Origin of the sequence: Pedomonas sp., assembly GCF_036515995.1 — a bacterium.
In the GTDB taxonomy this organism is placed as follows: domain Bacteria; phylum Pseudomonadota; class Alphaproteobacteria; order Sphingomonadales; family Sphingomonadaceae; genus Pedomonas.
In genome coordinates, this window is record NZ_DATBUP010000225.1 from 23,137 (window position 1) to 29,136 (window position 6,000).

Here is a 6,000-nt window from a genome sequence, read left to right on the forward strand (position 1 = left end):
TGGAAGGGATGCAAATTGCACCCGGGGCCTGGTTTCCTATATGCAGTCTGCGGACGCATGGCAGCCATGCGCAAGTCAAGCCAGACTTGGCGGCAATTCACAGAGGACAAAGCGGTTCGAGGCCGCTATAGACCCGCTGAAACAGCGGAGTGCGCAAGCACCCCGCCCCACTGCGTTGCCCTGAACCTACCTCCGGGCCAATTGTAAGGGATCTGCGATGAGCCAGTCTCTCGCCAATTATTCGACGAACCCGTTCGATGACGACAAGCTTCGTGAGGAGTGCGGCGTGTTTGGCGTCTATGGTGCCGAAGGCGCGGCTGCCATCAGTGCGCTTGGGCTTCACGCCCTCCAGCATCGCGGCCAGGAGGCTGCGGGCATCACCTCCTTCGACGGCAAGGGCTTCCACACCCACCGGGCGATGGGCCACGTTGCCGGGAACTTCGACCGGCAGGACGTGATCGAGCATCTGCCGGGCTCCACCGCCATCGGCCATGTTCGCTACTCCACCACCGGTGAGGTCTCGCTGCGCAATGTGCAGCCGCTCTTCGCCGAACTGGCCAGCGGCGGCTTCGCCGTCGCCCACAACGGCAACCTGACCAACGCGGGCACCCTGCGCCGCGAGCTGGTCCGCCAGGGCTCGATCTTCCAGTCCACCTCGGACACCGAGACGATCATCCACCTGGTCGCCACCTCCAGCTACCGCACCCTGCTCGACCGCTTCATCGACGCGCTGCGCAAGATCCAGGGCGCATACAGCCTGATCTGCCTCACCTCCGAGGGCATGATCGCGGTGCGCGACCCGCTGGGCATCCGCCCGCTGGTGCTGGGCCGCCTCAACGACGCCTACATCGTGGCCTCCGAGACCTGCGCGCTGGACATCGTCGGCGCGACCTTCCTGCGCTCGCTCGAGCCGGGCGAACTGGTCGTCATCTCCGAGCGCGGCCTGGAATCGCACAAGCCGTTCCAGCAGACCCGCGCCCGTCCGTGCATCTTCGAGCACGTGTACTTCGCCCGCCCCGACTCCATCTTCGACGGCCTCTCGGTCTATGAGATCCGCAAGCGCATCGGCGCGCAGCTGGCCATCGAGAGCGGCGTCGAGGCCGACATGGTGGTGCCGGTGCCCGACAGCGGCACCCCGGCCGCCATCGGCTACGCACAGGCCTCCGGCCTGCCGTTCGAGCTGGGCATCATCCGCAGCCATTACATCGGCCGCACCTTCATTCAGCCGGGCGACCACATCCGTCACCTCGGCGTGAAGCTGAAGCACAACGCCAACCGAGCCCAGATCGAGGGCAAGCGCCTCGTGCTGATCGATGACTCGATCGTGCGCGGCACCACCTCGGTCAAGATCGTGCAGATGCTGCGCGACGCCGGCGCTGCCGAGGTGCACATGCGCATCGCCAGCCCGCCGACCCGCCACAGCTGCTTCTACGGCGTCGACACGCCGGAGCGCTCCAAGCTGCTGGCCGCGCAGATGGATATCGAGGCGATGACCAAGTACATCCGCGCCGATAGCCTTGCGTTCCTCACCATCGACGGCCTCTACCGCGCCGTGGGCGAGGATGCCCGCACCAACACCGCGCCGCAGTACTGCGATGCCTGCTTCACCGGCGACTACCCGACACGCCTTGTCGACCGCGAGGATGTCGAACAGCCGAATCAGCTGGCCCTTCTGGCGGAGCGGGTGATTTGACGAAGCCTCTCGAGAACCGGAAACCCTTGCAGGATCGTCTGGCGCTTGTCACCGGCGCCAGCCGCGGCATCGGCGCGGAAACCGCCATCGCTCTGGCAAAGGCCGGCGCGCACGTCATCCTGACCGCCCGCACCGAAGGCGGCCTGACGGAGGTCGAGGAGAAGATTCATCAGGCGGGCGGTACCGCGAGCATCGCCCCGCTCGACCTGATGAACCCGGACCAGATCGACGGCCTTGCCCAGCATGTGGCCGGGCGCTGGGGCAAGCTGGACATCCTCGTGCTGAACGCGGGCCAGCTGGGTACGCTCTCGCCGCTCTCCCACACGCCGCTGAAGGACTGGGAGCGGGTGATGGCGGTCAACCTGACCGCGCCGTTCCGCTTCCTGCGCGCCTTCGATGGCCTGCTTCGCCAGAGCGACAAGGGCCGGGTGATCGGCATCTCCTCCTCCGTCGCCACCCAGCCGCGCGCTTACTGGGGACCCTATGCGGCCTCGAAGGCAGCGCTGGAGAACCTGCTCGACTGCTACGCCGACGAGGTGGCGAACATCACCCCGGTGCGCGTCGCCGTCGTCAATCCGGGCGCAACGCGCACCAACATGCGCAAGTCCGCCTTCCCCGGCGAGAACCCGGAAACTCTCAAGACCGCCGATGTTGTGGCGCGCTCTCTGGTTGATTTGCTTGTGCAGGATTTCGAGACCAGACAGCGTCTGAGCGTCACACAAAAGGCCTGATCATTTGACCCGCACCCTGCGCTCTGTCCTCGCCGCCGCCCTTGTCGGCGTCCAGCTTCTCGGCTTTCAGGCACCCGCCGCATTTGCGGAAGCCTCGGGCCGGGTAGATGCCGGAGCGGGAGCGCGGGCCGGGGCAGAAGCCAAGGTACAGGAGCGCTTCGCCACCCCTGCCCTCTGGGTGCTGCGGGACGAAGACACCACCATCCACATCTTCGGCACCTCCCACATGCTGCCCGAGGGCGTGAACTGGCTGCACGGCCCGGTGCGCCGGGCCTTCGATCAGGCGGAAACGCTGGTGCTGGAGATCGTGCAGCCTGACGATCCCGCGCAGATGCGCCCGATGGTCATGCGCCTCGGCTTCAATCCGAAGGGCGTCAGCCTCTCCAGCCAGCTGCCCGCGCCACTGCGCCAAGAGATGACGCGCGCCGCCTCCCAGGTCGGCCTGCCCATGGCCGCGCTGGAGCCGCTGCGGCCCTGGCTGGCCGCCACCACCATTTCCGTTGCGGGTCTTCAGGGCCTTGGCCTCAACTCCGAACGCGGCGTCGAGCAGGTTCTGGCGGCCCACGCCAAGGCCAGCGGCAAGAAGATCGGCGGTCTGGAGACGCCCGAGCAGCAGTTCGGCTTCCTCGCCTCGCTGCCGCTGGAAGATCAGGTGGCGCTGCTGCGCTCCTCCATCCGCGATCTGGAAAGCTTCAAGTCCGAGGCCAAGGCGCTGATGGCCAGCTGGATCACCGGCGACATCGAGACCGTCGGCGCGCTGATGAACGAATCGCTCAAGGATTCGCCCAACCTTGCCCGCGTGCTGCTGACCGAGCGCAACGCCCGCTGGGCCACCTGGGTCAGGGATCGCATGGACGAGCCCGGTCACGTCTTTCTGGCCGTGGGCGCAGGCCACCTGGCGGGTCCGGACAACCTCATCGGGCTCCTGGAACAGAAGGGCTTCAAGGTGGAGCGGGTCGCCCCCGCCTCGTTCGCAGCGCGATAACCCCCCATATCAATTCTTGATTTTTACGAATTATTTCAATGGCGGCAATTTTTACCGCTTGAATTCGTCGTTAAAAATGGCAGAAAAGCCGCGATTTCATCGGGCCTCCGCCGGATCGTCGCTGCAATTCAAAATCCGCGCGAGAGGGCCCAAAGGTTTCGCACCGGCTTTTCCTCCCCATGGAACCGGATGCAAGACTGGCTGCGGTTGCCTGTATCAGGCCCGCAGCCTTTTTTTTGCCTGCCCATGATGAGACTCCCCGGAATCAGATCCTGCCCGCGATCAAATCCGGCAACTCACAGCCAGCCCGCCAGTTCGCGCCGCACCAGCGTTTCCAGCACCGCCATGCCGCCCTCGCTGGCGTTGAGGCAGGGGATGTAGCTGAACGCCTCCCCGCCCGCGTGCAGGAACAGCTCCTTGTTCTCCACCGCCAGCTCATCCAGCGTCTCGATGCAGTCCGCCGAGAACGCCGGGGCCAGCACGGCCACGCTTCTGACGCCCTTTGATGGCAGCGCCGCCATCACGTCGCTGGTGTAGGGCTTCAGCCACTCCGCCTTGCCGAAGCGGGACTGGAAGGTGACGGTGAACCGCTCCGCCGGCCAGCCGAGGGCCTCGCGCATCAGCCGGGCCGTCTTCTGGCACTGGCAATGGTACGGATCGCCCAGATCGAGCGTGCGGCGCGGCATGCCGTGGAAGGAGGCAACCAGATGGTCCGGCGTGTAGCCGAGCCCGTCAATATGCGCCCGCACGGACTGGGCCAGCGCCTGAATGAAGGCCGGGTCGTCATGGTAGGGCGGCAGGTAGCGCACCGTCGGCTGCCAGCGCATCTCGCGCAGGGCATCGTTCGCCTTGTCCACCGCCGTGGCCGTCGTGGCACCGGAATACTGCGGATAGAGCGGCGCAATCAGGATGCGGTCGCACCCGGCGGCCTTCAGCCGGTCCAGTTCCACACGGATGGCGGGATTGCCATAGCGCATGGCCCAGCCCACCATCACCCTGTCGCCCAGCAGGTGCTGCAGACTGATCGCCTGCGCCTCGGTGATGACGCGCAGGGGAGACTGGTTACGCTCCTTGTCCCACACCCGCTTGTACCCTTCCGCCGTCTTGGACGGGCGCAGCGTCAGGATGATGCCCTGAAGGATCGGCTGCCACACCAGCCTGGGGATCTCCACCACGCGCGGGTCTGACAGGAATTCCGAAAGATACCGGCGGATGGAGCGGTAATCCGTGCCGTCCGGCGTGCCCAGGTTCACCAGCAGCACGCCGATGCGCCCGTGCGCCACCTGCGGGTGGCCGGCGGGAGCCGGGCCGGAAGCCGGGTTTGCAGTCTGGGCAGGGACAGGGGCGGGCTGGGCCATGTCTAACCTCTGAATAACACGCAGATACGGGATGGCGGGGGCGGCACACAGCCACCGCCGATCCGGCGCGCTTGTATCACGCCGCGCGAAGGCCCGCGCCTCTATTTCCGCCAAAGCGTACCGCTTTTAACGCTTCTTCTTGGGAGTCGCCTTCTTCTTCTTTGCCGCGGCTTCTTCCTTGGCGGCCTTTTCCTTCGCCGCCTTCTCCGCCGCGGCCTTCGCCTTGGCGGCTTCCGCCTCGGCCTTGGCCCTGGCCTCGGCCTCCGCCTTCAGCTTCTCCAGCACCTCCGGTGGCCAGAGTTGCTGGGTGCCGACCGGAAGCTGGCGGATGCGCGTGCCGGTGACAGCGGCAATGGCGTTGGTGACCGCAGGCGCGATCGGCGGCACGCCCGGCTCGCCGACGCCGCCCGGCTCCGCCGCCTTGGCGTTCAGGATCTCCACCTCGATCTGCGGGGACTCCGCCAGTGTCAGCAGCGGGTAGCCATCGAAGTTGGTCTGCTCGGACTGGCCGTCGGCAAACGTGATCTGGCCCAGCAGCGCCGCGGAAAGGCCGAAGAGGATGCCGCCTTCCATCTGCGCCCGCACGGTGTCCGGATTGATGACCCGGCCGCAGTCCACGGCGCAGAACACCTTCAGCACCCGGGCGTGGTCATCGTGATCCACCTCCACATGCGCCACCTGCGCCACGATGGTGCCGAAGCTCTCGTGCAGCGCCAGGCCCATGCCCTGCCCGCGCGGCAGCGGCTGGCCGAACTTGGCCATGGCGGCGGCCCGCTCCAGCACCTTGCGGTGACGGGGGCTGTCCTCCAGCGCCTTCAGGCGGAAGGCGAGCGGGCTCATCCCGACAGCCTTCGCCAGCTCGTCCATGAAGCTCTCGACGAAGAAGGCGTTGAAGCTGTGGCCGACCGAGCGCCAGTAGCCTACCGGCACCGGGGTCTCCACCACCGCATGCTCCATCAGATGGTCGCCCAGCCGGTACGGCAGGTTGATCGCGCCCTGAATGGAGGAAAAATCCGGCTCGGCCCGGGCGGCCAGCGGCATGAACCGGCCCATCACGCTGGCCTGCACGGACTGGCTGACCGTGCGGCTGTGCCAGGCCGCAATGCGCCCGTCCTTGTCCACCTTGCCCCGCATCCGCGCGCTGGCGGCGGGGCGGTACTTGTCCTGCCGGATGTCTTCTTCCCGGCTCCACACCAGCTGCACCGGACGGCCCGCCTCGCGGGCGATCAGCGC

The 6,000-nt window shown here is 66.8% G+C and carries 5 protein-coding genes; 3 read left to right on the plus strand and 2 right to left on the minus strand.

The window, feature by feature from the left end; genetic code table 11:
* Nucleotides 1-217: 217 nt before the first annotated feature.
* From purF to VIG90_RS16570, 3 genes are read left to right on the plus strand one after another with little or no spacing between them, the layout of a single operon-like run.
* Nucleotides 218-1,693, plus strand: a complete 1,476-nt coding sequence (gene purF / locus VIG90_RS16560) for an amidophosphoribosyltransferase (protein WP_331594627.1) — start codon at nucleotides 218-220, stop codon at nucleotides 1,691-1,693.
* Complete coding sequence (locus VIG90_RS16565; protein ID WP_331594628.1) at nucleotides 1,690-2,424, plus strand: SDR family NAD(P)-dependent oxidoreductase; 735 nt, start codon at nucleotides 1,690-1,692, stop codon at nucleotides 2,422-2,424. Before purF ends, VIG90_RS16565 begins: the two co-directional genes overlap by 4 nt.
* A 4-nt stretch (nucleotides 2,425-2,428) precedes the next feature.
* Nucleotides 2,429-3,409 (plus strand): TraB/GumN family protein, encoded by a 981-nt coding sequence (locus tag VIG90_RS16570; RefSeq protein WP_331594629.1) that lies wholly within the window; start codon nucleotides 2,429-2,431, stop codon nucleotides 3,407-3,409.
* 296 nt (nucleotides 3,410-3,705) lie between these two features.
* On the opposite strand, the gene hemH is transcribed toward VIG90_RS16570, so the two are convergent.
* Nucleotides 3,706-4,767, minus strand: a complete 1,062-nt coding sequence (gene hemH / locus VIG90_RS16575; RefSeq protein ID WP_331594630.1) for a ferrochelatase — start codon at nucleotides 4,765-4,767, stop codon at nucleotides 3,706-3,708.
* Nucleotides 4,768-4,893: 126 nt separating this feature from the next.
* Nucleotides 4,894-6,000: xanthine dehydrogenase family protein molybdopterin-binding subunit (locus VIG90_RS16580; protein ID WP_331594631.1), on the minus strand; the 1,107-nt coding region annotated here is incomplete at its 5' end.

Excerpts from the sequence above, each read along its gene's own strand:
- hemH (WP_331594630.1), bottom strand. The coding sequence starts at position 4,767 with ATGGCCCAGCCCGCCCCTGTCCCTGCCCAGACTGCAAACCCGGCTTCC.
- purF (WP_331594627.1), top strand. The coding sequence starts at position 218 with ATGAGCCAGTCTCTCGCCAATTATTCGACGAACCCGTTCGATGACGAC.